Origin of the sequence: Streptococcus sp. FDAARGOS_520, assembly GCF_003812685.1 — a bacterium.
GTDB lineage: Bacteria > Bacillota > Bacilli > Lactobacillales > Streptococcaceae > Streptococcus > Streptococcus agalactiae.
In genome coordinates this window covers 1,876,381-1,902,838 of sequence record NZ_CP033810.1, presented here as the reverse complement: position 1 = coordinate 1,902,838, position 26,458 = coordinate 1,876,381, and the positions used below count along the sequence as shown (strand labels likewise).

At 34.7% G+C, this 26,458-nt stretch carries 22 protein-coding genes and 1 CRISPR repeat array; all 22 genes read right to left on the bottom strand.

Annotation, left to right across the window (positions count from 1 at the left end):
- Nucleotides 1-69 precede the first annotated feature (69 nt).
- The 22 genes from EGX96_RS10065 to cdaA all read right to left on the bottom strand — a co-directional run bounded on the left by EGX96_RS10065 (nucleotide 70) and on the right by cdaA (nucleotide 26,392).
- Nucleotides 70-1,173, bottom strand: coding sequence for a DUF2974 domain-containing protein (locus tag EGX96_RS10065; RefSeq protein ID WP_000065321.1), 1,104 nt, complete (start codon nucleotides 1,171-1,173; stop codon nucleotides 70-72).
- Nucleotides 1,173-3,965 (bottom strand): cation-translocating P-type ATPase, encoded by a 2,793-nt coding sequence (locus tag EGX96_RS10060; RefSeq protein ID WP_000168898.1) that lies wholly within the window; start codon nucleotides 3,963-3,965, stop codon nucleotides 1,173-1,175. Before EGX96_RS10060 ends, EGX96_RS10065 begins: the two co-directional genes overlap by 1 nt.
- Before the next feature lie 151 nt (nucleotides 3,966-4,116).
- Nucleotides 4,117-4,551 carry a peptide-methionine (R)-S-oxide reductase MsrB gene (gene msrB, locus EGX96_RS10055; protein WP_123957843.1) on the bottom strand — a complete coding sequence of 145 codons (435 nt, stop codon included), beginning with the start codon at nucleotides 4,549-4,551 and terminating at the stop codon, nucleotides 4,117-4,119.
- Nucleotides 4,551-5,015: a GNAT family N-acetyltransferase gene (locus EGX96_RS10050; RefSeq protein ID WP_000621142.1), complete on the bottom strand. Its 465-nt coding sequence runs from the start codon at nucleotides 5,013-5,015 to the stop codon at nucleotides 4,551-4,553. The genes msrB and EGX96_RS10050 overlap by 1 nt, the downstream gene beginning before the upstream one ends.
- 8 nt (nucleotides 5,016-5,023) lie before the next feature.
- The gene (locus tag EGX96_RS10045; protein WP_000180007.1) at nucleotides 5,024-5,683 is read right to left on the bottom strand and encodes an HD domain-containing protein; all 660 of its coding nucleotides are present in this window, start codon (nucleotides 5,681-5,683) and stop codon (nucleotides 5,024-5,026) included.
- Nucleotides 5,684-5,782: 99 nt separating this feature from the next.
- On the bottom strand, nucleotides 5,783-8,416 hold the full coding sequence (locus EGX96_RS10040; RefSeq protein WP_000678298.1) for a pneumococcal-type histidine triad protein: 2,634 nt from the start codon (nucleotides 8,414-8,416) through the stop codon (nucleotides 5,783-5,785).
- Nucleotides 8,417-8,662: 246 nt separating this feature from the next.
- Nucleotides 8,663-10,495: a translation elongation factor 4 gene (lepA, locus tag EGX96_RS10035; protein WP_123957842.1), complete on the bottom strand. Its 1,833-nt coding sequence runs from the start codon at nucleotides 10,493-10,495 to the stop codon at nucleotides 8,663-8,665.
- Between the two features lie 135 nt (nucleotides 10,496-10,630).
- A complete protein-coding gene (ndk, locus tag EGX96_RS10030) occupies nucleotides 10,631-11,047 on the bottom strand; it encodes a nucleoside-diphosphate kinase (RefSeq protein WP_000438314.1) in 417 nt (138 codons plus the stop codon).
- Between the two features lie 310 nt (nucleotides 11,048-11,357).
- Nucleotides 11,358-11,618 carry a hypothetical protein gene (locus EGX96_RS11340; protein ID WP_000900526.1) on the bottom strand — a complete coding sequence of 87 codons (261 nt, stop codon included), beginning with the start codon at nucleotides 11,616-11,618 and terminating at the stop codon, nucleotides 11,358-11,360.
- Nucleotides 11,619-11,670: 52 nt separating this feature from the next.
- Nucleotides 11,671-12,432: a CRISPR direct-repeat array (repeat unit 36 nt; unit sequence GTTTTGGAACCATTCGAAACAGCACAGCTCTAAAAC).
- 100 nt (nucleotides 12,433-12,532) lie between these two features.
- The gene (gene csn2, locus EGX96_RS10020) at nucleotides 12,533-13,198 is read right to left on the bottom strand and encodes a type II-A CRISPR-associated protein Csn2 (RefSeq protein WP_000590706.1); all 666 of its coding nucleotides are present in this window, start codon (nucleotides 13,196-13,198) and stop codon (nucleotides 12,533-12,535) included.
- Nucleotides 13,185-13,526 (bottom strand): CRISPR-associated endonuclease Cas2, encoded by a 342-nt coding sequence (gene cas2 / locus EGX96_RS10015; RefSeq protein WP_000122194.1) that lies wholly within the window; start codon nucleotides 13,524-13,526, stop codon nucleotides 13,185-13,187. Before cas2 ends, csn2 begins: the two co-directional genes overlap by 14 nt.
- On the bottom strand, nucleotides 13,523-14,392 hold the full coding sequence (gene cas1 / locus EGX96_RS10010; protein WP_000929489.1) for a type II CRISPR-associated endonuclease Cas1: 870 nt from the start codon (nucleotides 14,390-14,392) through the stop codon (nucleotides 13,523-13,525). Before cas1 ends, cas2 begins: the two co-directional genes overlap by 4 nt.
- 1 nt (nucleotide 14,393) lies before the next feature.
- On the bottom strand, nucleotides 14,394-18,506 hold the full coding sequence (cas9, locus tag EGX96_RS10005) for a type II CRISPR RNA-guided endonuclease Cas9 (RefSeq protein WP_001040087.1): 4,113 nt from the start codon (nucleotides 18,504-18,506) through the stop codon (nucleotides 14,394-14,396).
- Between the two features lie 387 nt (nucleotides 18,507-18,893).
- Entirely contained in the window at nucleotides 18,894-19,550 is a 657-nt protein-coding gene (locus EGX96_RS10000) for a TIGR01906 family membrane protein (RefSeq protein ID WP_000653357.1), read from the bottom strand.
- Nucleotides 19,540-20,310 carry a TIGR01457 family HAD-type hydrolase gene (locus EGX96_RS09995; protein ID WP_000323544.1) on the bottom strand — a complete coding sequence of 257 codons (771 nt, stop codon included), beginning with the start codon at nucleotides 20,308-20,310 and terminating at the stop codon, nucleotides 19,540-19,542. The genes EGX96_RS10000 and EGX96_RS09995 overlap by 11 nt, the downstream gene beginning before the upstream one ends.
- Entirely contained in the window at nucleotides 20,311-21,048 is a 738-nt protein-coding gene (locus EGX96_RS09990) for an acyl-ACP thioesterase domain-containing protein (protein WP_000523795.1), read from the bottom strand.
- A 3-nt stretch (nucleotides 21,049-21,051) separates the two neighbouring features.
- The gene (gene hemW / locus EGX96_RS09985; protein ID WP_000914664.1) at nucleotides 21,052-22,182 is read right to left on the bottom strand and encodes a radical SAM family heme chaperone HemW; all 1,131 of its coding nucleotides are present in this window, start codon (nucleotides 22,180-22,182) and stop codon (nucleotides 21,052-21,054) included.
- Between the two features lie 91 nt (nucleotides 22,183-22,273).
- Nucleotides 22,274-22,654: a TIGR02328 family protein gene (locus tag EGX96_RS09980; protein ID WP_001241816.1), complete on the bottom strand. Its 381-nt coding sequence runs from the start codon at nucleotides 22,652-22,654 to the stop codon at nucleotides 22,274-22,276.
- 24 nt (nucleotides 22,655-22,678) lie between these two features.
- Complete coding sequence (locus tag EGX96_RS09975; RefSeq protein ID WP_000159234.1) at nucleotides 22,679-23,050, bottom strand: YbgA family protein; 372 nt, start codon at nucleotides 23,048-23,050, stop codon at nucleotides 22,679-22,681.
- Between the two features lie 122 nt (nucleotides 23,051-23,172).
- The gene (gene glmM, locus EGX96_RS09970) at nucleotides 23,173-24,525 is read right to left on the bottom strand and encodes a phosphoglucosamine mutase (protein ID WP_000521427.1); all 1,353 of its coding nucleotides are present in this window, start codon (nucleotides 24,523-24,525) and stop codon (nucleotides 23,173-23,175) included.
- 53 nt (nucleotides 24,526-24,578) lie between these two features.
- Nucleotides 24,579-25,538 carry a CdaR family protein gene (locus tag EGX96_RS09965; RefSeq protein WP_000713236.1) on the bottom strand — a complete coding sequence of 320 codons (960 nt, stop codon included), beginning with the start codon at nucleotides 25,536-25,538 and terminating at the stop codon, nucleotides 24,579-24,581.
- A 2-nt stretch (nucleotides 25,539-25,540) separates the two neighbouring features.
- The gene (cdaA, locus tag EGX96_RS09960) at nucleotides 25,541-26,392 is read right to left on the bottom strand and encodes a diadenylate cyclase CdaA (protein ID WP_000350949.1); all 852 of its coding nucleotides are present in this window, start codon (nucleotides 26,390-26,392) and stop codon (nucleotides 25,541-25,543) included.
- Between the last annotated feature and the right edge of the window lie 66 nt (nucleotides 26,393-26,458).

Here is a 26,458-nt window from a genome sequence, read left to right as displayed (position 1 = left end):
AGTATTTTTAGTGTGCTATTTTGCTAGTTTATTTAGCACCATGTTTAGACTAATGCAATTCTAGGAAAGCTACTTAGTCTCTCTGCTATTATCATGATAAGCTCCCCAAAATATGGTTACTAATAATTTTAAAGATTTGTTAAATAACCTTTTTTTATCATCATCTAGTTCTCTAAAGCTATGAAAAGCTTTCATCATTTTTGCTCTGGAAGCCAAGTTGAAGTCATCCAAACTAGATACGCCACTTGATAGGAAGCTATCAAATAATAAATCAAAAAATAATTTTCTTTCTTGACTTTTTAATTCAGCCATCCACTGTTGAAATGTCTTTTCAAAACAAATACTTTTTAGCGATAGTCCTGTTCCAGTCTTTAAAATAGCTGGTTCTTGAATTTCCCAAGTTGTAACATCGTGTTGCAGAATTCCACGCGCATTGCTACTAATAATTAGCGGCTCTATATCACTATAAAGCATCATACCAACAATAGATTCTTCTGGTAGTAAGCGAATGCACTTTTGTTTAGTAGTTTTATACTCTGTAGTAGGTAACAAAGTTTTTTGTAGTCCTGGGGAGTCAATAAGCCAAATCAAATCAATTTTTGCTTTTAAATCTGGCTTTGTAAACATTGCAGCGTACAAGGCTAAATTACCCCCCTTAGAATGACCTGAGAGAACTACTTTATCAAAATAAGGCAGTATTGTATTTAAGTATTTAATCGCTGAACGATGAGCCGATATTTCTCTCATATAAGTCAATTTAAAATCTTCTTTCCAACCAATAAGGTTGGCATCAGTACCACGAAATACAACCTGATGATAATTAATGTTAGGAATAGTAAAAACCATAGCTGCAAATTGTTTTTCAAATTCTAAACTAATCTCAGCTCGATAATAAGATAAAGTTAAGTTTTTAAAACGTTTCGAGGTCATCATTAACTGACATAAATCATGTCGTTGTGATGTGAACATAAAGCTATATGATTTAGCCATAGTTTGAAGGTACTCATGATATAACTCACAGACTAAAACTGACTTCATTTCTGTAGTGTTTATAAGTTTTTCAAAAGAAATATAGCCAAATTCATTTAAACAAAGAATGTCAACATCGTTTAATGCTAATTCATCAAAAGTTAAGTTTGAATTATTTTTTAAATAAGTTATTATATTTGACATCACCGTTTATTCTTTCTACTGCTGAATAATTTCCGAACTTCATCTAAACCTATCATGATAAATGGGCAGCTTATTAAATAGAGCCAATGTGATAAACCTAGGCTTGCTGTGTTGAATAAGTTATGGAATAGTGGCACGTATACTAAGACTAAAAATGCTAAAATCTCCATTATTATACCAAAATTAATTAATTTATTACCAAAAATAGATAGTGCTTTAATAGATTGATAGCTCGTTCTGCTATTCATAACCATACCTATCTGGCTAAAGATAATAGCTCCAAGTGTCATAGTTGTCGCTTCTCTGTACGGTATGCCGTTTGCGACGAAAAAAGTAAAATTACCATAACGTAAGTAATGAGCCCAGAAAAAACCACCCATAGCTAATACGGATTCAATAGTGCCGTACCAAAGGAAAGATTTTATAAGTAGCCCTTTGTCCAATAAGCGATCTGTTAGCCGTCTTGGAGGACGATTCATAACGTCTGTTTCTGGTGGTTCCACGCCCAGACCTAAAGCGGGAAGCATATCGGTTCCCAAATCAACAGCAAGTATTTGCATTACAGTCAATGGTAAAGGAATAAAACCTTTAGAAAAAAGGAAGAATGCCGACGGAACAGCCTCAGGAGTATTACTATTAAAAATATACGTCAAGAATTTCTTAATGTTTTGATAAACAGCCCGTCCTTCTTCCACAGCATGTACAATAGAAGCAAAATGATCATCTGTCAGAATCATATCAGCTGATTCTTTAGCAACATCAGTACCGGTAACACCCATGGCTACACCAATATCGGATTTTTTTAGCGCAGGCGCATCATTGACCCCGTCTCCTGTAACTGCTACTACTTCACCCATCTCCTGTAATATCGTTACTACTCGATATTTTTGTTCTGGTGCTACACGAGCAAAAACGACTTCACCTGACAATTCTTTTTTCAATTGGCTATCCGTCATTTCTGATAACTCTAAACCTGAAATTACTTTAGCATCATCGTTACGAATAATACCAATATTTTTAGCGATACTTAGTGCCGTTAATCCGTAATCTCCAGTCACCATAATAATACGAATGCTTGCTGCATGACATTTATCAATAGCTTCGCGAACGCCTTCACGAGGTGGATCACTCATTGCTATCAACCCTATAAACACCATGTGTTGTTCCAAATTTTCTTGCGTCCATTGTTCTTTTGAAAAGCCTTCAATATCGCAGTATGAAACAGCTAAGACGCGAAGTCCATCTTTAGCAAATGTATCGTTAGCCAACTGTATTTTATTACGTTCTTCCTTGTTTAAGGGGATAACTTTGCCATCAGATAAGACATAATCTGATAAATCAAGTATTTCTTTCGGCGCACCTTTTGTAATTGAAATTTTTTTATCCTTTTCATCGCCTCCTAAGCTATGAATAGTTGTCATGCGTTTTCTAACCGAATCAAAAGGTAATTCTTTCAAACGTGGTGCAAACTTACGATTTTCTTGTATGTTTATCCCTGATTTTTCCAATAAAACATTCAAACAAGCTTCTGTCGGATCTCCAAGTACAGTATAAGTTGAACGATCATCATTTGGTGGTAATACTTGAGCGTTGCTACAGAGATGAGCAAAACGAATAAGTTTTTCTAAGTCTCCTCTATCACTATTACCAAAGCAAATATTGTCACCTTCAAAAAGAATCTGTCCTTCTGGAGCATAACCCAGTCCTGTCACTTGGTAACTCTTTCCATTTTGCCACAAATGATTGACGGTCATTTCATTTTGCGTTAATGTACCAGTCTTATCAGAACAGATAACTGAGGTTGCTCCAAGAGTCTCAACTGAAGAAAGTTTTTTGACAAGTGCGTGTTCTTTAGCCATTCGTTGGACTGCCATAGCTAGAGAAAGTGTAACGGTAGGTAGTAAACCTTCTGGGATAAATGCAACGATCATCCCCAAGGCAAAGATAAATGATTTTGACACTGGCTCCTTAACAAAAAAAGTCGCTGCTAAGAAAAAGATAATTCCTACCGTAATTGAAATGATAGAAATCTGTTTGGTCAACCGATCAAGTTCTCTTTGAAGAGGGCTTTTTTCTGATTTCATCCCTTGTGTTAAATCAGCGATTTGACCAAATTGAGTTTGCATTCCAATTGCCGTAACAACCATTGTTGCGCTACCACTGGAGACCGTCGTTCCTGCGAAAACCATATTATCACATTCAATCAATGTTTTAGACTGGTCGTTTTCAACATTGCTATCTTTATAAATAGGATTTGATTCCCCTGTCAAGGCTGATTGGTTTACTTGCAAATCTGTTGTTTTAATCAAGCGACCATCTGCTGAAATACGGTCTCCTTCTTCAATAAGAACAATATCGCCTGGGACTAGTTGCTCTGATAATATCTTTTCTTCTGAGCCTTTTCTAAGAACACGTGAATAAGATGGTAACATTTTCTCGAGAGCTTGTGTTGCTTGGCTTGCACGGTATTCCTGAATGAAACTAAAAATACCATTAATCACATTAACCATCCAAATGGCAAGACCTAGCTCTAAGCTATTAGAAACAATAGCCACAAATCCTCCAACCCATAATAGTATTGCCATAAGACTAGTAAAATTTTTCAGAAACAATAAAATAATCGATTCTTGCTTTACTTCAGATAACAGGTTTAAACCATATTTTTTCTGACGTACAGCAACCTCTTCATCTGATAAACCACCTTGAGTTGTCCCTAATTCTTCGAAAACCTCTTCTAACTCCTCTTTAGCAAAACGTGTGTTTGTATCTGAAACATTATTTGTAGAAGCCATATTCTAGTCTCCTTCTCTAAAACGTTTTCATTTTTGATACCTATATTATACTCTTTTTTCAGAAAATAAACTGATGAAGAATACACCTGCCACCAATTCTTTTTACCATACATAAAAAACGACTTAAGATATACCCTTAAGTCGTCTCTTATTAATCAAAAAGTGATAGGTAGTCCCCATAGCCTCTCTTTGCCATCTGGTCATAAGGAATAAAATCTAAGGCAGCTGAATTGATACAATAGCGTAAACCACCTGCATCAACCGGTCCATCATTAAATACATGCCCTAAATGAGAGTCAACTTGACGACTCCTAACCTCAATACGATGCATTCCATGAGAGTGATCTTGATGATTTGTCACCATTCGATTCTCAATTGGTTTTGAAAATGCTGGCCAACCACAACCAGATTGAAATTTATCTAAAGAAGAGAATAAAACCTCTCCACTGACGATATCTACATATATCCCCTCTTCAAAAAAATCATCATACTTCCCAGTAAAAGCATGTTCCGTAGCTGAATTTTGGGTTACTTGATAAGCTGTATGTCCAATACGCTGACGTAATTCTTCTTGTGTTTCTTTCATTATAGTATCTCCTCCATTTGAGTTTGTTGAGGTTTAAAACCTAATTTTTCATAAAAAGAGACCGCTCTCTGATTATCATTCCAAACATTTAAAGTTATATTATAACACCCATGTTTCTTAGCATATTGTCTTGCAAAATCCATCAACTTTTGTCCAATTTGCTGACCTCTTACTTCCTCATCAATGCACAAATCATCTATATAGAGAGTTTTAAATGACTTTCGAGGTAAGTCACGTTTTTCTTGTAATTGAAGAAACAAGTGGGCAACAACTTTACCCTCGTCTGATTCATAAACAAAGATAGGCTTTGATTCGTCTATCAGCATTTCTTTCAATTGTTCTTTAGAAAACTTACTTCCTCTTGTATGAAAAATATCTGGGCGAACCTCATGATGTAACATTAAAATTTGTTTCAATAGCTCTGCAATATCAGGCAAATCTTTTTCTTTCGCTCTACGAATCATATCTACTCCTAACGTTTACCATTCCATTCAGCATAAAATTCGGCTAAATATAGTTCTAAAAAATCATGACGTTTTTGAGCAAGCATTTTCCCTTGTTTTGTATTCATAAGGTCTTTTAACTTTAATAATTTTTCGTAAAAATGCATGATAGCTGTATCCTGACCATTACGATACTCTTCTAAAGTGAGGTTTTCTCGTGGTTTTAAGTTAGGGTCATGAATTAAACGTCCTTTACTCCCTGAATAAGCCATCGTTCTTGCAATACCAATAGCCCCCATAGCATCTAGGCGATCTGCATCTTGAACAATTTGACCTTCCAATGTTTTCATAGTCAATCCAGTTCCTGCTTTGAATGAAATATTTTCAAGAATATCAAGGATATGTTCTACTTCTGCTATGGCAAGATCTTGACTATATAACCATTGAGTCAATTCATACGACGCTTGCTTACTATCTTGGCAGATTTTGTCATCAATAATATCATGCAAAAGTGCAGCCATTTGACAAATAAAGGTATTAGCCCCTTCTTTGTGTGCTAATTCTACCGCAAGATTTCTTACTCTAACAATATGAAACCAGTCATGGCCACTTGGATCATTTTTTAATTTATGGTGAACCATATTTTCAGTTGCATTTAAAATCACATCTTCTCTTTTAACCATAGTCATATTATAGCTAATTTTCTAAAAAAATAAATGATTTAGCATATAAATGCAAAATCCTCCAAGAAATTCTTGAAGGATTTTATATATTAGCTCTGTAAAAGATTAATGGTGATGATGACCTACATGTGCATGATCTGTTTCTTCATGGTCATGATGTTCATCATGTGTTTTAGGGTTTTCTTTTTTACTATCAGCATTCGCTTGAGCAGATTTTTCAGTGTTTTTTTGGTGATTAGTATTATCTGAAACTTGTTTGTCCTCTTTAGAAGCCATAGCTGCTTTTTCAGCAAGACTACCATTTCCAACCATTGAACCTTCTACAACTGCTGGAAAATTCTTAGCTACTGCTTCAGGAATATTTTTTTCATTCAATTTCAATTGTGATGTTGGAACATTGTTATGGCTAAAATCAAGATTTGTAACTGTTTTGTTAGGTGTTTTAATATCTAAAGATTCAAGTTTATTTTTAGAAACACTTAAGGTCTCAAGTGAAGTATAATTATTAACACCTTCAAGTGATGTTAACTGATTATTAGTCACATTCAAGAATTTTAACGAACCTTGTTTATTTTTCAATACTAGTGACTTAATTTGGTTCCCTTCAGCTTCTACTTTAACAATTTCATCGCTCTCTTCAATACCATCTAATGATGCTAATTTCGCATTATTAATTGTTAAATTAGATACCTTAGGATTTTGCTTTAAGAAACTTAGATTGCTTGTATTCGTCTCATTTAAAAGAAGCGTCTCAAGACTAGTTGTTTTTAGAGTCGATAAGTCTGCGGATTTATTGTTTGATAAATCTAGAACTTTCAAATCTTTTTTACCAGAAAGTGCACTTAAATTCTTCACATTATTATGATCAAGGTGCAATTCTTGGAGTTTTGTCAAGTTTGATAACGGTGTCAAGTCAGAGATATTGTTATGACTCAAAACTAAGAATTGAAGGTTTGGTAATTCAGCCAATGGTTTTAGCGAAGTAATGCCATTATTAGCTGCAGCAATAAGACTTAATTGTTTATATTTTGTAAGGAAAGATAAATCCTTAATACCGTTTTGTGAAATATCCAATCCTTCTAATAGTGGCATCTTATCAAGGAAAGAATAATCTGTAATACCAGTATTTGTCATCCAAAGCTGTTTAAGTTTTTTGAATTGCAAAACTGGCGTCATATCATTAATCGGAGTAAACCCAATTCCTAGAACTTCAATATTAGGCATCAATGATAGACCAAAACGCTGGAATGGATTGGTTCTTTGTCCAATGTTAATCTTAGTAACAGTTGCAAGCCACTGACGCATTTTTTCAGGATTAGTTTCATTTGATGGGAATGGTGTTGGAGCATCTGCATGCAGAATATCCTGAATAATCTCATCATCAAAACCAATTTGTTTTAGAGTTGCCATACCAACTTTATCTTTTGCATGAGAGTGATCGTGGTGTCCATCTGGGATAGGCTTCCCAATTTCAATATCCTTACTTGCTATGGTGTGTGAGTGGTCATCATGTGGATACTTAAAGATGATACTTCCATCCTCTGACGTTAATACTTCAATTTGATTAGGATTTAAACCAAGCTTCTCTGCTAAATAAATTAATTTCTTTTGATCTTCATCAGATAATTTATTTGACTTAGTGTGCTCGTGTTCTTCATGCTTATGGTCGGACTCATCATGGTGATGACCTTTGTGATGATCTTCATCATCATGATGTGGATTTGGAATTGGCTTACTTAGATCAATATCTTTGGCCATAATAACATGTGTATGATCATCATGTGGGTATTCAAATCCAATTTCACCATTTAGTGTTTTAAGGACTCTGATACGTGAAATATCTAAATGTAATTCACGAGCAAGGTAAGCTAGCTTATCTTTGATGTCCTTAGGTAAAGTATTTTCAGTTCTTGGCTTTTTACTTGATGGTGACTGTTTTTTAGAATCAGCTTTCTTTTGTGGTTGGTAACGGTCAGCAATTGATCCCCACCCCCCTTTTCTTAAATCAGCAAAACTAATAAAATGCAGATGATTATGATGTTCTACTAAAATACCTGTTGGGGTAGTGCCTTTTATTCCTCGTCCATTAAATAAGAAACCATTACTTGTTGGGTAGTGAAGCCCTGCAATTTTAGAACTATTAACCCTGTAATGGCTATTACTTTGATTTCCTAAACGTGAAACAGCTCTACTTGCTTGTACTTGCTTTTGCTGAGATAAACTTGCTTTTGGAATATAGTGGAAATGATCACCATGTCTGACCACGTAGCCATTAGCATCTTCTGAAACAATATCTGCGGGATTAAAAACATAGCCATCATTTAATGTATTAACAGCTACCGCCCCTGCTTTAAAGTTTCTTACCGCTTGATTTTTATTAGTTTTTGTATTAGCATTAGGGATTAAATAGCTAAATTTTGAACCTTTTAAATCAGAGTAAAAAATAAAATGAGAATGATTTCCATGTGCTACAACGATTCCAGAATCTGTATGAGATAAAATCTTCGAATCTTTAGTCAGTAAAAAGCCATCATCAGTTGGAAAGTCAACCCCTGCAACACCCTTGCGTTTTTTATGACTTTCCTTAACAGAGACTTTCTTTTTATTAGCTTTTTTCTTAGCAACCTGCTTTGTTTTAATATGATGAGAATTTTTGTGTTCTTGAGTATGACATGCCGTAAGAGCAAAATGGCATGACAGGACAAGACCAGCTAGAGCAATAATTTTTTGACCTTTCATGAGTCCTCCATAAATGTTTTTTTCGTTTTAGTTAACTAGTTAATTATATCAGATGTTTTCCTTTTTGCAATACTATTTGCCATCTTTTTATTATTTAGTTACTAACAAAAACTCATTTATAGCTCATTTATATTTAAACAAATATATTATAAAGCCATATTATTTGATAATTGCAGACAAAGAAAAAGTAACTTAAGCACGAAGCTAAGTTACTTTAAAATAGATAAATGATATCATCTTTCTGAATTATTTTTTGTCATCATCGTCCATTGATAAAACACTTAAGAAAGCTTCCTGAGGAACTTCGACGGAACCAATTGCTTTCATGCGCTTTTTACCAGCTTTTGGTTTTTCAAGCAACTTACGTTTACGTGAAACGTCACCACCATAACATTTTGCTAAGACATTTTTACGTAGTGCTTTTATATCAGAACGGGCCACAATTTTTTGTCCAATAGCTGCTTGGATAGGAACTTCAAACTGCTGACGAGGAATGATTTTTTTCAACTTATCAACGATCAATTTACCACGTTCATAGGCAAATTCTTTGTGAACAATAAAGCTTAAAGCATCCACTTTATCACCATTTAAAAGAATATCCATTTTAACTAATTGTGAGCGACGATATTCGGAAATTTCATAATCAAAACTAGCATAGCCACGTGTTGATGATTTAAGCTTATCAAAGAAGTCAAACACAATTTCAGCTAAAGGAATTTGGTAAATAACATTAACACGATTATCATCAATATAATCCATTGTTACAAAGTCACCACGTTTACGTTGTGCTAACTCCATTACAGCACCGACAAATTCTTGAGGAACCATAATTTGCGCCTTAACATATGGTTCTTCAATGCTGTCAACACGAGTAGGATCAGGAAATTCAGATGGATTCGAAACTTCAAGCATTTCACCGTCAGTTGTATTAACATGATAAACTACTGATGGTGCAGTCATAATAAGATCAATATTGAACTCTCGTTCCAAGCGCTCTTGGATAACGTCCATATGTAAAAGTCCTAAGAAACCACAACGGAAACCAAACCCTAATGCTTGTGATGTTTCCGGTTCAAACTGTAGACTAGCATCATTCAATTGTAATTTTTCAAGGGCTTCACGCAGATCGTTATACTTATTTGATTCAATTGGATAAAGACCGGCAAAAACCATTGGGTTCATTTGCTTATAGCCATGCAAGGGTTCTATTGCTGGGTTATTAGCAAGGGTAATGGTATCACCAACACGTGTATCAGCAACCGTTTTAATTGAGGCAGCAATATACCCTACATCTCCAGTTGCTAAAAAATCACGTCCAACTGCTTTGGGAGTGAAAATACCAACCTCAGTAACGTCGAAGGTTTTACCATTAGACATCATTTGAATCTTATCTCCTGGCTTAACCATACCATTTACAATCCTTACTTGAAGAATTACTCCACGATAAGCATCATAAACAGAATCAAAAATTAGAGCTTGAAGAGGAGCATCTACTTCCCCAGTCGGTGCAGGAACTTTTTCAACGATCTGCTCTAAAATTTCTTCAATACCAATCCCTGCCTTAGCTGAGGCAAGCACAGCTTCTGAAGCATCTAGACCAATAACATCCTCTACTTCTGCACGTACACGTTCTGGATCTGCTGCTGGTAAATCAATTTTATTAATAACTGGTAGTATCTCTAAATCATTGTCTAGAGCCAAATAAACATTTGCCAGAGTTTGAGCTTCAATTCCTTGGGCTGCATCAACAACCAGTATAGCACCCTCACAAGCTGCCAATGAACGTGATACTTCATATGTGAAGTCAACATGCCCTGGCGTGTCAATCAAGTGAAAAATGTAAGTTTCACCATCTTTAGCAGTATAATTAAGCTCAATAGCATTTAACTTTATAGTAATTCCACGCTCACGTTCTAGATCCATAGAGTCCAACAGTTGCGCCTGCATTTCACGACTAGAAACCGTTTCTGTTTTCTCTAAAATACGGTCTGCTAAGGTTGATTTTCCATGGTCAATATGAGCGATAATCGAAAAGTTTCTAATCTTTTCTTGACGTTTCTTCAAATCTTCAATATTCATTCTATTTCCTATACAATTTGATATGTTTAACTTCTAAAGTATTAAAACAGTCCTATAGACTCTAGAATATTATATCAAAAAGAAGACCGATGTAAAAGAGAATTAACACTTGAACATCAATCTTCATTAAGTCTATTAGTTATTGAACCAAATGGCTATCTCGCGAGTTGCAGATTCAGGTGAGTCTGACCCATGAACAATATTACATGTCGCTTGGTTTGGAGAGGGAGCTTGTGCAAAATCTCCTCGAATAGTTCCTGGAAGGGCATCTTTGGGGTTAGTACTCCCCATCATGGTGCGCCAAGTTGAAATGACCTCTTCTCCCGAAATAACTCCAATGATTACTGGACCACTAGTCATATAATCTACTAATGTTGGAAAGAATGGTCTATCCGTCAGTTCTGCATAATGTCTTTTCAAAATATCTGCATCTGCATATCTAACCTCTAAGCGATCAATAGAGAAGCCTCGACGCTCAATACGACTAATAACTTCTCCAATAAAACCACGTTTTACACCATCAGGTTTTATCATAAAAAAGGTTTGTTCCATAATATTAGCACCTCATTTCTTTCTCCACTATTATAACATGAAAATATGTTTTCTGTAACTTCCAACTGTATTTCAAAAAAGGAGTATTGGACACTCCTTAACTATATTAATAGGTGAGATCCATCATAGCTGTTAGTTGATTATGGATAGGTTCTCCACTGCTTTCCTTGTAAGCTTGCAAGTATTAATGACAAAGAAAACACCAGCAATCACTAAAAGAACCAACGCTGTCAAACTAATAATTAAGTAAAGCGTAGAACAACCTAGCCCTTTAACCATAAGGTTGGAATTATAGCCTTTCATATCTCTTTTATTGACACATTCTCTTTGAATCCGAAAAACAATTCGAATTTTCTACTAATAGACACACCTCTAAATGACGTTCATATTTTTTAGTCGCCAATATATAAGTTTCCCAATCAAACTGATAAATTGGGGTGATTTCGTTAGCTTGGCCAACTAAGTTCTGAATTACGTCTTGAATTAATCTAATTACCGCCTTCCCCCACATTCTCTGAAAATTTATTTCAGTATAACAAAAAACTAGAACACCACAATGATGTCCTAGCATAATAACAGCACAGCTCTAAAACTATCCATCTCGGTGAGATGAGAATTAGCTTGTTTTGGAACCATTCGAAACAGCACAGCTCTAAAACAATGCTGATGGATTAGTAAATGTATAACCAGTTTTGGAACCATTCGAAACAGCACAGCTCTAAAACAACTGAGAAGCCATGTAATCTTGCGTGTAGGTTTTGGAACCATTCGAAACAGCACAGCTCTAAAACGAACTACTGGTTTTAGCGTATCTGATAATAGTTTTGGAACCATTCGAAACAGCACAGCTCTAAAACAATACCCCTTTAGGTTATGATTTTGTTAAAGTTTTGGAACCATTCGAAACAGCACAGCTCTAAAACTGGTTTTTAATTCGAAATCTTCCATCGAGAGTTTTGGAACCATTCGAAACAGCACAGCTCTAAAACCATGAATTAGTTAAAGAAATTTTTACAAAGGTTTTGGAACCATTCGAAACAGCACAGCTCTAAAACATTATTAAAGGCGTTGCAGACTTAGCAAAAGTTTTGGAACCATTCGAAACAGCACAGCTCTAAAACATACAATCAATGACACGTTTACGACGTTTTGTTTTGGAACCATTCGAAACAGCACAGCTCTAAAACAGCTTTTGATTAAAAGTAAGCTGGATTTGTGTTTTGGAACCATTCGAAACAGCACAGCTCTAAAACTTTATCCGGGTCGTTTGTAAAATAACCAATGTTTTGGAACCATTCGAAACAGCACAGCTCTAAAACAGGGATTGTAGTAAGCTTGCGGAGAATCCTGTTTTGGAACCATTCGAAACAGCACAGCTCTAAAACCTCGTAGAAAATTTTCTTTTGAGCTTTCGTAATCGCGCCATTCGTCTCAGCAGGACTTCAGTTTCGATGATTCCTTGTTATTACTGTGCTTTTACTAATATTATACCATATTTTCGCCTATCAAGAAATAATCCTTATCAATAACATATTGCGGTAAATCATAGAGTCTTCTAGGTTCTAGAAAGAGTACTGACTTTTGCATTAAATTGATGTATTCACATAATTTTATAACTTCATCTTTGGTAAGATAAGCTCCGCTATTAACAAAAACCAAGAGATTCTTTTTCGTTAAATAATGGTAAACTTGTATAATTTCAAAACATTTTTCAAAGATAGTGTCGCTCTGTGTCTCAATTTTGACTCCCAGTGCCTTAATGAGTTCTAAAATCGTAATTTCATCGTATTCTAAATCAAGCTCATTCTCTAGACACTCAAATGCGATAAGTTCTGTAATAGTAGCTGCTAATTTTTCTACCATTGATTTCACTTCTGGCTTTTCGTTGAATTGATTTTCTAAGTCACCATGTATCAACTTTAGAATAGGTGCTGAGTTGACATCGTATCCTAAGATATCTGTAACCAGCATTAACTCTGTTGCCTTCAGACTTTTCTGCTTATCATCAAATAATTTCAAATGTTCATCTACGTCATATTGATAAAAATGTTTCACCAATGAAGAATAAACTGAAACATCTTCTATCGTTAAAATCGTAGCATTACTTAACACTAATGGTTCATCTAAAATTGGAAAATTAATCTTGATCATAAGAATCTCCTAGGAAAACCAAGCGACTATCAGAGTTGGCAACACTTGTGTTGCGTTCTCCATGGAGGTAAACCATTCTCGCAAATTGTTTTTCCGTAACTGTTAAGAGTGTGATATTACCCTTTTTAGGATTATTCACTTTAAGCCGACCTATCATAGCATTATTAGCTGTATTATTGAGTAATAATTTACTATAAACAGAAAACTGATGCATGATAAAGCCTTCGCTCAAGAGAAACTTTCTAAACTTACGATACGCCTTCCGTTCTTCTGCTGTTTCAGTAGGCATATCAAACATTAAAATCATTCGCATATACCGATAACTCATATCCTAAACTCCGGAATTCCATTCCCATCACTATTTAGCGACTTAATAACTTTTTTGGTATAGTCGCTGACAATATTTGAGAGATACATTTCTTTACCATTGTAGCTGTATGTCTCTGAAAACATAGAAAAGAGTTCTCTTTTCATTTTGACAAAATCACTCTGCCTATTTTCATAAATAATCCTATCAACGATTGGGCGAAATGGTTCCATAATATCGCTTGCTAGGTTGAACTGATTAAATTGATTAGCATGCTTCAAGCCAAATTGTGTCATGCAACCACACTTAACAACTTCACGCGCAAACATACTCAAAAGCAATGAATATCCGTAGTCTAAACCAGCATTTATTGGATTATCCTGCTCTCTTGAAAAATCATTTCCAAAAAGTGTATTGAAATAAATCCTAGCAGCATGCCCCTCACGATTAGAAGGATCAAAAGGTTCTAAGTCATGGTAGAGATTCATAATAGACTGGGATTTTTCAAAGAAAGAACACTCACCGAGATAAAAAGACTGATTCAAAATTTTTTGTGCAATAATTGATGTCCAAACATCTGCTTTGACATCTTCAATCCATGACATCTGCCTAGATAATTGTAAACTCGAATCATGTCTGGCATAGTACGGCATTAACATAGCTGTTGGCAAGCGTTTATCGTCACAAAATATAACTAAAATATTTTCATCAACCAAACGTTTAATCAGCATGGTCGACAAAACGATATCTGTTGTTTCCATGATTAGAATGTCAATCTCTGATAGATGAATCATTTCCGTCTGATAAGAATCTTTAAAAATCAGATGATTATTTTTATAAGAGAGCTTAGAATGTGTATTTACAACAACGGTTCGCCAACCTGCCATATCAATCTTCTCCTAACTTACCCAAATCAATACGTGTTTCATAAAGTCCAGTAATAGATTGATGAATTAGGGTAGAATTAAGTACTTCTTTAGTTGATGTATAGCGTTTTCTATCAACTATTTTATCAAAAAATTTAAAAGCTGCTGGAGCTCCTAGACTGGTAAAAGTAAATAGATTGATAATATTATTAGCAAGTTCATCTACTGATATATTTTCCTTATTATCTTGGTAAAGCTTATTGATTTTCTCTAAATTAGCATCTGCTAGAATAACTCGTTTGGAAAAATCATTAATTAATTGAAGGATGTCATCAAAATAAGAGACATGTTGATTTACAAATTCTTGTTTCTTCTCAATCTCCTCTGGTTTACCTTTTGACTCATTATAACGACTTGCAAGGTATAAGAACTTCATAAATTGTGTTGGTAAGGCTAGCTCATTACCTTTTTGTAATTCACCAGCACTAGCAAGTAATCGACGACGCCCATTTTCTAATTCGAACAGACTATACTTGGGCAAAATAATTAGTTTATCAGCCCTAATATTTAAATAGCCTTTTGATTCAAGGAAAGCTGATGGATTTTTCTCAAATCTGGACCTCTCCATGATGGTAATTCCTAAAAGTTCCGTAACTGTTTTTAGTTTTTGTGCTTTACCCTTTTTGATATCAGCTACAACTAAAACAGAGTAAGCTACTATCGGACTATCAAAACCTCCATATTTCTTAGGATCTAAATAAATATCCTTCGTTTTTCTTGGAATCAACTTATCTGAGTTACCATGCGCCAAGATTGATTCCTTAGAGAAACCACCTGTCTGAATCTCTGTCTTCTTCACGATATTGTTCTGAGGGTATGACAAGACTTTTCTAACTGTCGCAAAGTGTTTCTTTTTATCCCAAACAATTTCACCCGTATCATTATTAACTTCAATATCATCTTTTACAACAACGGTTCCATCCGCTAAAGTTACCTTAGTTTTAAAGAAGTTCATAATATTTGAATAGAAAAATAGCTTTTCTGTAGCGGATTTACGCGTTTTGTAACTATTATATTTTGGATAGTCGCCGTAGACAAATTCTGGCTCTAACTGAGGATATTTGGTTAGAATAGCTTTAGCAACTACTGCATTAAGATAGGCATCATGTGCATGGTGATAATTGTTAACTTCACGAATTTTATAGAATCCAAATTCTTTTCGGAAATTTGAAACCAAATTTGACTTCAAGGTTACAATTTTAACTTTGCGGATCCTTCTACCTTTACTATCAAGCTCATTATTAAAGCGTTCATCCAAGATACGGGCAACATGCTTGGTAATTTGTCGTGTCTCAACCAACTGACGTTGGATAAATCTTGCCTTATCATCGGAAGTTAGGCCTCCGCGCTCTGCCTTAGTCAAATTATCATACTTACGCTGACTCATTAACTTAGCATCAAGTAATTTTTTCCAGAAAACTTTACAATCTTTTACAATTTCAAGGCTAGGAACATCATCTGACTTTCCACGATTTTTAGCAGATGATACCAAAACACGATTATCAATAGAATCATCTTTTATGAAAGCTTGAGGAATAATGTGGTCAATATCATATTGACTTAAATTGTCAATATCTAGAGCTTCCCCTGTATACATATCTCTTCCGTTTTGTAAGTAGTAAAGGAAAAGTCTTTCATTTTGCAACGCTTGATTATCCGTAGGATATTCTTTCAAAATATTGCCATTCAAGTCACTAGCTAGATTCTTAACGCCATCATCAAGAAGTTTATAGCGTTGTCGAGAGTTACGACGACCTTGATTTGTTGTTTGATTCTCACGCGCCATCTCAACCACAATTTGTTCAGGTTCGTATCCCATGACTTTAACAAGCTCATCAACAATTTTCAAACTTTGTAGAATTCCCTTTTTAATAGCAGGGCTACCTGCAAGCTCACCTACAACTTCTTTTAGATTATCTGAATGACTACCAGCCTGTGCCTTACTGATAATTGATTTGAAAGATAGACCATCATCATTTATCAACTGCATAAAGTTGCGATTAGATCTACCATCATCAATAAGATAGTCCAAGATTGTTTTTTGACTCTCTTTATCTCGAATACCATTGATTAACTTAGCAGACAATCGTCCCCAGCCAGTATAGTGACGACGATAGAGTTTTTTTAGTTGTGACTCTGTAAAAAGATCTTTATAGTTTTCAAGACGCTTCTTAATCATTTCTCTGTCTTCAAATAATGTTAGAGTTTGGACGATATCTTCCAGAATAGACTCATTATCTGGATTATCTAGAAAATCTTTGTCTAGTATTTTTTCGAGATCGTGGTAAGTTCCCAATGAGGCGTTGAAAGCTTTATTTTCTTTATCTAGACCAATAACATCTACTATCCTAAACTCCTCATATTCTTTAGCCAGAAAATCTAGCAACTTCTTCTTGGATACCTTACGATGTTCCTTGAATACTCCATCAAAGATTTCTTGTTTAATATTGCTATCAAAAAAATAAGTCTCACCTTGCTCATTTTTATATCTAACCTTAGTCAACTCATTATAGACCGTAAATTTTTCATAAATAAGACTATGCTTTGGTAAAACTTTTTCTTCAGGAAGATAAAAATCATTGTTGGTCATACGATGGATAAAAGCTTCCGCAGATTTTTCTTTATCAACCAAGTCTTCAAAATTCCAAGGTCGAATACTGTCATCTGTTTTGCGAGTCATCCATGCAAAATCACTCTTCTCACGTGCTAGTGGCCCGATATAATAAGGAATTCTAAAGGTAAGGATTTTTTCAATCCTATCTTGATTCTCTTTCAAGAAGGGATAGTATTCTGATTGACGGCGGATAATAGCTTTCAGCTCTGTCAAATGGACTTGGTGTGGAATTGAGCCATTATCAAAGGTCCTTTGTTTTCTCAAGAAATCTTCATTCTTGATTTTTTCAAGAAAATTCTCGCTATCTTCTTGCTTGGTCAACAATTTTGACAGGTATTTATAAAAAGCTTCTTGATTAGTTTTACCTTCAATATAACCAGCGTAGCCATCTTTTGATGAATCAGCAAATATTTCTTGATATTTTTCCGGCAATGAAGCTTTTACGAATTGTTTTAACTGTTTCAAGTCCTCTCTATGTTCATCATAACGCTGAATCATAGAAGCTGAAAGTGGCGCCTTGGTACTGAGGTCGATTACTGTAAGAATGCCAGACAAAAGGACACTATCATATAACTTTTTCGCTGCTGAGAATAAGTCTGCAAATTCATCACCAATCTGTCCAAGAAGATTTTCTAAATCTTCATCGTAGCTATCCTTAGCGAATTGAAGCGGCGTTTTATCCTCCAAATTGAAATATTTCTTGAAGTCAGCTTGATTTCCGACAATCAATTTCAAAAATTCTGCAAAAATGCCAGTAGATTTTTGGTTAGGATACTGCGCTAAAATACGATCTTTCTTCGCAGACTTGCTAATCTTATCTGTTAGTATTGCCTCTACGTCAACGTTTTGAGATAACAAATCATTATTTTCAAAAGTTGTATTAAAGATTTCTAAAAAATCTTGATATTGTTTTGAAATGTCTGTATTCCTGACATCAAAGCTATCATCCTCAATTAGGAAATGCCCTCTAAATTTAATGATATGAGCTAGAGCAATATAAATAAGACGAAGGTCTGCTTTTTCTTTCTTGTCAGCTAATTCTTTTCTCAAATGATAGATTGTCGAAAATTTTTCATGATAATCTTTCTCTTCCTGCAATGTTGCAAAGATAGGATACTTGCTCCCTCTCTTATCTTCCTCAACTAGAAAAGAATCCTCTAATCGATGAAAGAAACTATCATCAACTTTACTCATTTCCTCTGCAAAAATTTCTTGTAAATATAGAATACGATTTCTACGACGTGTATAACGACGACGAGCAGTTCGCTTCAAGCGTCTATCTGCAGCAGTATTCCCGCCATCAAAAAGCAGAGCACCTATGAGATTCTTCTTAATATATTCTTTATCAGTGTTCCCTAAAACTCTCATCTTCTTAGCAGGTACTTTATAATCATCTGTAATAATGCTCCATCCGACGGAATTAGTACCGATGTCAAGGCCTATTGAATATGGCTTATTCATAACTTTTATCCTTTTATTTAAAACACCATTCTAAAAACAACACCTTTAAAACATACTTTAATTATATATTATTTTTTTGAATTTTAAAAGCATTATCTTTATCTTTCATCTGTTATTTGTTAAAATATCCTAAAGTATGTTTTAAGTTTTAAAGCTTTGCTGATTTTTATTTTTTACTTGATTATTACACTAAAATAACATATAATAATTTTGTTGGAATTATTCGAAACAGCACAGCACGTTAAAATAAGGCAGTGATTTTTAATCCAGTCCGTATTCAGCTTGAAAAAGTGAGCACCGATTCGGTGCTTTTTTATGTCATTGTTATAATTCCGACATTTCTCATATTTGTATTATAAAAAAATAGCAAACAAAATGCAAGCGCTATTATAAGGCTTGCATTTTGTTTTTATATTTTCTTAATTTTAAATGTTTTCTACCTATTATCAAAAGAATTATAGTTATTGTTTCATAGATTAACAAAAAAATGATGAAACAATGGAGGAAAAAAGTTTCAGGAAGTATCCAAATTACTGGATCCGTTAGAGGATTAAATTGCCAAGTAGAATCTCCTGGAAAAAGCACCTCATGAAATAGAGTGAAAAACTGGTCAAAACCCAACAGAAAGGCACATACTACAATAAAAATAGGCAACATAATAGCTATCTTGAAAAAGCCTTCATATAGAAAGATACTTTTTTGCTTCCATCCACGTCTTAAAAAATAAATAACTGGAAAAGTTAGTATAACAAAAAGCCCATGCGCTAGAGTAAAAAGATATTTTACATCCGCAAAATGCTTTAAACCATCCTCTGAAGAAGGAAAGCTGGGCATATTTAAATCAGAGATAAAAGGATGAGTCAGATATATCATCAACTTATTAAAATTATAATAAATTGTTTCAGCCTTTAAATACACAACCTTTTCTAATTTTAAAAACTGAATTTCTATAGGATAGATCAACCAAGCAATATAAATTGTAGCTAGAGTTGCTAACGATATAATCCAAATCCAAGTTAAAACTACTAATAACTTATCCTTCATTAAATGTCCATTCATCTAAACTTGCTAAAACATAACTTGGTTGAATTGGTAAATCTGGTACTTCTTCAACTGTTGTAAAACCCGTTGTTACTAACAAAGTATCAATATCATTATTAATACCAGCCATGATATCTGTCAAATAATTATCACCGACCATGACTGCTTGATTTCTAGGAATATTTAAAATTTCAAGTGCCTTATTCATAATGATGGCATTTGGCTTTCCAATAAAGACTGGTTTTATACGCGTTGCGGCTTCTAATAAAGCATTTAAGGAGCCAGCACCGGGTAATAAACCACGTTCAGTAGGAATATTCAAATCTGGATTGGTTCCAATAAATAAAGCACCATTTTGAATTGCTAACGTAGCAGTTGCCAATTTATCATAAGTAACATTCCAATCTAAACCAACAACCACATAGGCTGGATTTTTTGTATCCTCCACATAACCTGCATCTGCAATAGCTTTTTTAAGCCCTTCTTCACCAATAACGTAAGCTGTTTTTCCACGGTTCATATCATTCATATAGTCAACCGTAGCCATAGTTGCGGTATAGATTGTTTCAAGTGGTGTTTCAACATTGAAGCCTCGAAGCATTTCCTGAACGCTTTCTGGTGTACGAGTCGTATTATTAGTTACTAACATATAAGGAATGCCTTTTTCTTGCAAACGTTCGATAAAACGCTCTCCTGCTGGGATACGACTTTTCCCTTTGTAAATAGTACCATCTAAATCAATAAGATATCCTTTATAAGCCATTTAATCCTCCTTTTTTTCCTGCCATTCAATCCTAGCTTGAGCATGAATAGCATCGCCACCAATAATATCATGACGTGTCACAAGACCATCTTGATACCAATGAGACTTAATATCCGTTCCATATTGAATTTCCTTAATATATTTTAAATCAATTTTTTTAGGAATGTGGCTACTTAGAAAATCTAAGTCCAACACATCATACATCCATTCTAGATACTTACTATTATTAACATGTCCATTCATATCTAAATCAAAATAACGAACATGGTATTGTTTAACTTTACTATCTCCAATGGGATGATATTTCGGCCCTCGAATAACTTTTTTGATTCTTTGGGATTGGTAAATTGAAGTAATATCATCAAGAACAGGATGAATCTTCCGTGTTTTAAAATCCATTAAGACAAAAGCAGATGAAATCGTTATTATTTTTTGCCCGTCTTCACCATAAATATAAAAATAGCGGTAACACAATAATTTATTATGAGCTTTGGCTTCAGTCTCAATGACTATCTTTTCAGCATGCTTGGGTAAACGCTCAATATCAATAATATAATCTGTAACGACCCAAACCAATCCGTATCTTTTAAAAACGATGTCATCGCCTATTCCTAATTTTAAAGATTGTTTGGCTGAAATTTGTAACGCTAAAGCCAACAACTGCGGTAATTTCATATAATGATTAGTGTCTGATTCATAAAAAGGCACTTCGTAAGTTTCTCGATATAATAAACCCATTTTTTACTCCACAATAAATTTCTCGGCAACCGTATCTCCTAAGAAGAGACCTTTTTTAGTCATCTGGATAAAACCATTATTTTCTTTCAAAAGCCCATCACTTTGGAGTTCTTGAACAATCTGACCGTAACGTTTCTCAAAGGACGTTCCAAATTTTTGTTCAAATTTTCCGATGGAAACACCCTCTTTTTTACGAAGACCGAGGAAAAGCTCCTCTTCCATCATTTCATTTTTTGATAATACTTCTTCAGATAACCTTGCATTACCTTCTGAAACCCCCTTTAGATAATGTTGTATTGGCCCTCTATTACGATAACGAATACCATCAAGATAACCAGAAGCGCCTGCACCAACACCATAATATTCTACATTATCCCAGTACATCAAATTATGACGACTTTCAAAACCCGGCTTTGTAAAATTAGAAATTTCATAATGCTCAAAACCATTTCTTTCCATTTCAGAAATGATATATTCAAACATCTCGGCTTCTAAATCTTCTGTTGGCAAATGTAATTTCCCACGACGCATTTTATTCATAAATACAGTATGGTGTTCTAAAATTAAACTATATAAACTCAAATGAGGAATATTTAGAGAGAGAGCTTTGGCTACATTACTTCTAACATCATCCATCGTTTGTCCAGGTAAGGCATAAATTAGGTCAATAGAGATATTTTGAAAACCAGCTGTTTTAAGAGCATCAATTGTAGAATAAATTTGTGCCTCATTGTGACTGCGTCCAATACGCTTTAAATGTTTATCATTAAAGGTCTGAACTCCTAGAGAAACTCTATTGACAGCTGACTTTTGAAGCACCTCTATTTTATCAACGGTTAAATCTCCTGGATTAGCTTCGATAGTGAACTCCTCTAAAGTATTTAAGTTTAAATCTCTACTTAACTCCGTCAATAAATAGTCCAGTTGCACAGCGCTTATAGATGTAGGTGTCCCTCCTCCAATATATAAGGTGCGCAATTCTGTAATATCATAAGACCGAAATTCACGGATAAGAGCCTGAAGATAAGCGTCTACAGGCTGATTTTTAATAAAAACTTTTGAAAAATCACAATAATAACATATTTGGGTACAAAATGGAATGTGTACATATGCTGAGGTTGGTTTCTTTAACATGTTTCTATTTTACCACTTTGCCCTTAAAAAAACACTCCTCTAAAACTTGATAATATAGCTTTTTATTCCAAAATAAAATAGAGATAAATCTCTATTTTATCTTATTTATAGGAAGGTCAATTCCTTTTGCTTTTAAATTCCATAGACATTCTTGTAGATAGTCTTGATTGTGCTCGGGATAGATAGGTGTCTCCAAGTCAACAGGATTAAGTGTATCATATCTTGGGCACTTCATTCCCCTATATTCTGCAATTAGCCATTCTTTAGATACACGATACCCACGCTCCATCATTTCTTCCATAACTAATTGATGATATGCAAATAACCTATAAGGTGAATATCGAAAAACATAATCAACAGTCTCATGTTTTCTCCCCCACCCATTCCCTCTCAATGCACAACACTCTCTATGCTGTCCTAAAAGTTGCTGCCTAGGCAATAACTCAATAATATCTTGATGCCATAATCTCATTTATATACCTCAACTATCAATCTTTTACTCTTCTTCGAAAATAGAAGAGTTTTGTAAATAAGAATTTGGGTATTTAGCTAATAGCTGTTTTAGAAAAGCTAACAGTTTTCTTCGTTGATAACCTGTTTTCCTGTATTTTTCCAGCAAGGTTAAAAATTCTTCTTTTTCTTGACGCTCTGCCTTATTTTTAAAATAGCCCCATATATGCATATAAGCATTAGTCACTTGTGATGGTGATTCTTCTAAAAGCACTGCTTGGTCAATGAGTGACTGAACGTCTAAAACGGTACAATTTGGTGATTTCAAAGTTTGTCTAATATCCAAATAAATTTTCTGAGATTTACTTAAGACTAAATACTTGTGTTTAGCCCATAATAATTCTGCTTCTTTAGTCATTTTCTCTAAACTCCCTTCTCAAATCAAAAAGAGAGAGAAAGGCGTATGCTTGATGCTCCACTCCAATTCCATCTCTTTATTATTTTATAACATTGACGACTTTATAGCAGAATAACGCCGTTTTAATCTAAACCAATTTCTGTACGAACGACATCTGCGATAGTATCAACATAATAATCAACCGCTTCATTTGTTGGCGCTTCTGCCATAACTCTAAGAAGAGGCTCAGTACCACTAGGACGTACTAGAATACGACCATTGCCATCCATCTCTTCTTCCATTTTAGCAATAATTTCCGCAATTGCAGGAACTTCCATCGCTTTATCTTTCATGTTATTTTCAACACGAATATTTACTAATTTTTGAGGATAAATCGTCACTTCACTAGCTAACTCTGATAATTTCTTACCAGTTTCTTTCATGACCTTAGTCAATTGGATGGCTGTTAATTGTCCATCCCCTGTAGTATTGTAATCCATGATAATAACGTGGCCTGATTGCTCTCCGCCAAGATTATATCCTGATTTACGCATTTCTTCAACCACGTAGCGGTCTCCTACAGCGGTAATCGCTTTATGAATTCCTTCACGGTCGAGCGCTTTATGAAAGCCGAGATTTGACATAACCGTTGTTACGATTGTATTCTGAGCAAGCTGCCCTTTATCAGAGAGATATTTCCCAATGATAAACATAATTTTATCACCATCTACAATCTCTCCATTTTCATCAACAGCGATCAAACGATCACTATCACCATCAAAAGCTAGACCGATGTCGGAACCATTTTCTCTAACTAAACTTTGTAATTGCTCAGGATGTGTCGAACCAACACCATCATTGATATTCAAACCATCTGGTTGATCACCAATAACACTTATATCAGCATTCAAGTCTAAAAAGATATTCCGAGCTGAGGCTGTTGCTGCTCCATTTGCTGTATCCAACGCAACCTTCATACCTTCTAAATCAATACCAGTTGATTCCATAAACTTCTCATATTTCCGAAGTCCTTCAGGATAATCTACTAAAGTACCTAAACCTTGTGCTGATGGACGTGGTAAAGTGTCTTCCTTCGCATCAAGTAAAGCTTCAATTTCTAATTCACGATCATCATCAAGTTTAAAACCATCACTACCAAAGAACTTAATACCATTATCAAGTGCTGGATTGTGGCTTGCTGAAATCATAACCCCTGCACTAGCTTTTTCTGTACGGACAAGGTAAGACACTCCAGGAGTGGCTAAAACACCAAGTTTATAAACCTCAATACCTACTGAAAGTAGACCAGCAATCAAAGCAGATTCCAGCATTTCACCAGAAATACGAGTATCACGAGCTACAAAAACTCTCGGACGATCAGTTTCGTGTTGACTTAGAACATATCCTCCAAAACGTCCTAATTTAAAAGCCAATTCTGGCGTCAGTTCAACATTAGCTTCACCGCGAACACCATCTGTACCAAAATATTTTCCCATAATTTTTTTCTAGCGAAAAACGCTACCTCCATTTTTTTCGTTTTTATTATCTATTATTTTTTAGTAGTTGTCAATTGAACTGTTACTTGAGCAGGATCAACTGAAACATTGTTTGCAGAAAGATTAATTTTCTTTTCTGTATTTTTAGTTACGTCTGAAATATCTACCTCAGCATTAATAACAGAAATAGCTTCTAAAGCCTCTTTTGTTCCTGAAATTACTGCTTTTTCTTGACTCAACTTGTAGTTAATTTTTGAAATACTATCGCTGAATTGTCCTACTGGTATCAAATTAATCGGTACTGTCTTGGTCAATTTTTTTACTTTGACAGATAAAGTTGCTTTAGAAGGGTGAATAATACTTGCTAATACTGTACCATCTGCTGTTACAGCTTGTAAAGTAACTGTCTTGTTAAAATCATCATCAAGAACTTTATCATCAGGGATATTGGCAGCGACATGGTCAATACGATCTATAATAGATTCATCACTAGTAACTTTAACTTTTGACACATCAACTGACATCTTATCGACTGCATAACCAGCTTTAATTTGCTTATCATTAACATGTCCATAAACCGGAAACTCTTTTGTTTTCTTTTTACCCATAGTTACTGTAATTGTTGTTGGAGAAACCGTAGCATTTACACCAGATGGCAAATTTACTACCTTTAGTGGGACTTTGTGAGTCCCTGGTTTCATATTTGTCAAATCGGCGACTACTTTAAATTTTCGTGTATCCTCATTTATTTCAGAATCTAACTTAACACGATTAACCGATGACATATAGACATCTGCCCCATAAGAATATCCACTAATAAAGTAATCATCACTATCGTATTTGATGTCTATTGGCACATCTGTTAGGGTATGTGTATATGTCTCAGACGCTCCTGCAATCTTACTATTGTCTTGATGGTTCATACTTGTTGCAGTTGCCGTTAAAAATAATAAAATAGCCAGAAAGAGTGAGACAACGCCTAACCAAAATTTATTTGTAAAAAATTTTTTCATGTCTACTTCCTCCTCAATAGTTGATTATACCAAGCTAATTTTGAGTTTTCCTCTTGATTTTGAATCAACTGAGTTCTCAGAATTGCTTCAAAGCTATCTTTAGAAAGATCATGTAAAAATTCACCTTTCAAAGCAACAGAAATACCACCAGTCTCTTCAGAAACAATAACTGTTAGTGCATCTGAATTCTCTGATAGACCAATCGCTGCTCTGTGGCGTGTTCCAAATTCTTTTGAAATCGAAGATGATTCTGATAGAGGTAAGTACGAGCATGCTGTAGCAATTTTTTTATCTTTTACAATAACAGCACCATCATGCAGTGGTGTATTAGGAATGAAAATATTAATTAACAATTCACTGGAAATATCTGCATCTAATGGGATACCTGTAGCTATATACTCTTGCAAAGTTTGGGTACGTTCAATTGAAATCAAGGCTCCTATTTTACGCGGACTCATATAAGCAACTGCCTTAACAAGGGCATCTACTAGCTTTTCATCACTGCTTAATTGAGAACGTTGCGTAAATAGTTGTGGTGTTCGCCCAAATTTTTCGAGACCTGTTCTAATCTCTGGAGCAAAGATGACAACACCTGCAATTACACCATAAGTAACAATCTGATTCATCAAAAATGTAATCGTTGTTAGCCCTATCCATTCTGACACAAATCTAATGATGATAAACAAAATAACGCCCTGAATTAAGGACATAATTTTTGTGCCTGCTAGCGCTTTGATAAATTTATAAATCAGAACAGCTACTATGATAATATCCATGAGATGAATAAGGATCATCCATGGATTTTCCATAATGCTCGCCCAAAACTTTGAATCAATAGCTGAAAAAATATCCATATCTTCCTCTCTACTGGTAGCCTGTCGAAGAGTTTCTTGCTTAACTCCTTGATTTCTTATTTTCCA

Coding starts and splice junctions, on each gene's coding strand:
- EGX96_RS10065 (WP_000065321.1), bottom strand. CDS start 1,173: ATGTCAAATATAATAACTTATTTAAAAAATAATTCAAACTTAACTTTT.
- EGX96_RS10060 (WP_000168898.1), bottom strand. CDS start 3,965: ATGGCTTCTACAAATAATGTTTCAGATACAAACACACGTTTTGCTAAA.
- msrB (WP_123957843.1), bottom strand. CDS start 4,551: ATGAAAGAAACACAAGAAGAATTACGTCAGCGTATTGGACATACAGCT.
- EGX96_RS10050 (WP_000621142.1), bottom strand. CDS start 5,015: ATGATTCGTAGAGCGAAAGAAAAAGATTTGCCTGATATTGCAGAGCTA.
- EGX96_RS10045 (WP_000180007.1), bottom strand. CDS start 5,683: ATGACTATGGTTAAAAGAGAAGATGTGATTTTAAATGCAACTGAAAAT.
- EGX96_RS10040 (WP_000678298.1), bottom strand. CDS start 8,416: ATGAAAGGTCAAAAAATTATTGCTCTAGCTGGTCTTGTCCTGTCATGC.
- lepA (WP_123957842.1), bottom strand. CDS start 10,495: ATGAATATTGAAGATTTGAAGAAACGTCAAGAAAAGATTAGAAACTTT.
- ndk (WP_000438314.1), bottom strand. CDS start 11,047: ATGGAACAAACCTTTTTTATGATAAAACCTGATGGTGTAAAACGTGGT.
- EGX96_RS11340 (WP_000900526.1), bottom strand. CDS start 11,618: ATGCTAGGACATCATTGTGGTGTTCTAGTTTTTTGTTATACTGAAATA.
- csn2 (WP_000590706.1), bottom strand. CDS start 13,198: ATGATCAAGATTAATTTTCCAATTTTAGATGAACCATTAGTGTTAAGT.
- cas2 (WP_000122194.1), bottom strand. CDS start 13,526: ATGAGTTATCGGTATATGCGAATGATTTTAATGTTTGATATGCCTACT.
- cas1 (WP_000929489.1), bottom strand. CDS start 14,392: ATGGCAGGTTGGCGAACCGTTGTTGTAAATACACATTCTAAGCTCTCT.
- cas9 (WP_001040087.1), bottom strand. CDS start 18,506: ATGAATAAGCCATATTCAATAGGCCTTGACATCGGTACTAATTCCGTC.
- EGX96_RS10000 (WP_000653357.1), bottom strand. CDS start 19,550: ATGAAGGATAAGTTATTAGTAGTTTTAACTTGGATTTGGATTATATCG.
- EGX96_RS09995 (WP_000323544.1), bottom strand. CDS start 20,310: ATGGCTTATAAAGGATATCTTATTGATTTAGATGGTACTATTTACAAA.
- EGX96_RS09990 (WP_000523795.1), bottom strand. CDS start 21,048: ATGGGTTTATTATATCGAGAAACTTACGAAGTGCCTTTTTATGAATCA.
- hemW (WP_000914664.1), bottom strand. CDS start 22,182: ATGTTAAAGAAACCAACCTCAGCATATGTACACATTCCATTTTGTACC.
- EGX96_RS09980 (WP_001241816.1), bottom strand. CDS start 22,654: ATGAGATTATGGCATCAAGATATTATTGAGTTATTGCCTAGGCAGCAA.
- EGX96_RS09975 (WP_000159234.1), bottom strand. CDS start 23,050: ATGACTAAAGAAGCAGAATTATTATGGGCTAAACACAAGTATTTAGTC.
- glmM (WP_000521427.1), bottom strand. CDS start 24,525: ATGGGAAAATATTTTGGTACAGATGGTGTTCGCGGTGAAGCTAATGTT.
- EGX96_RS09965 (WP_000713236.1), bottom strand. CDS start 25,538: ATGAAAAAATTTTTTACAAATAAATTTTGGTTAGGCGTTGTCTCACTC.
- cdaA (WP_000350949.1), bottom strand. CDS start 26,392: ATGGATATTTTTTCAGCTATTGATTCAAAGTTTTGGGCGAGCATTATG.